Source organism: Bowmanella yangjiangensis, from assembly GCF_017255015.1.
Classification (GTDB): Bacteria; Pseudomonadota; Gammaproteobacteria; order Enterobacterales; family Alteromonadaceae; genus Bowmanella; species Bowmanella yangjiangensis.
In genome coordinates this window covers 1-335 of record NZ_JAFKCS010000788.1, presented here as the reverse complement: position 1 = coordinate 335, position 335 = coordinate 1, and the positions used below count along the sequence as shown (strand labels likewise).

The window sequence follows — 335 nt, the reverse complement described above, 5'->3', positions numbered from 1 at the left end:
AAGAACTTCCCGGCACTCTACCGAGAGCTCTATGGACGTTATGTCGGCTCCTCTAGTGACGGCTTGCAGCGTGATCGCGAGAAGATGCTGCGCAGCCTCGGCGAACCGGTCAGGAGCGACCTGGCGCAGTGGCTGGCCGAACGCCTGCCAACGGTCAGCGAGAACCGCCAGATCGGCGAGTACCTGCAGCATCATCAGGGTGGTCCGCTGATCGGTGTGGTGGTGGTCGATGCGCAGGGTCAGTCCGAAGCGTTGATGGTGACGCTCAAGAGCCTGATCGGCGAGCACTGCCTGTATGCGACGTTGCGCATTCTGGTGATCACCCCAGCGGACGT

The 335-nt window shown here is 62.1% G+C and carries 1 protein-coding gene; it reads left to right on the top strand.

Annotated elements, in window-relative coordinates; all coding sequences use genetic code 11:
- Positions 1–63: 63 nt before the first annotated feature.
- Positions 64–335, top strand: a 272-nt coding sequence (locus J0A65_RS26685) for a hypothetical protein (protein ID WP_206597188.1), incomplete at its 3' end; no start/stop codon positions are given.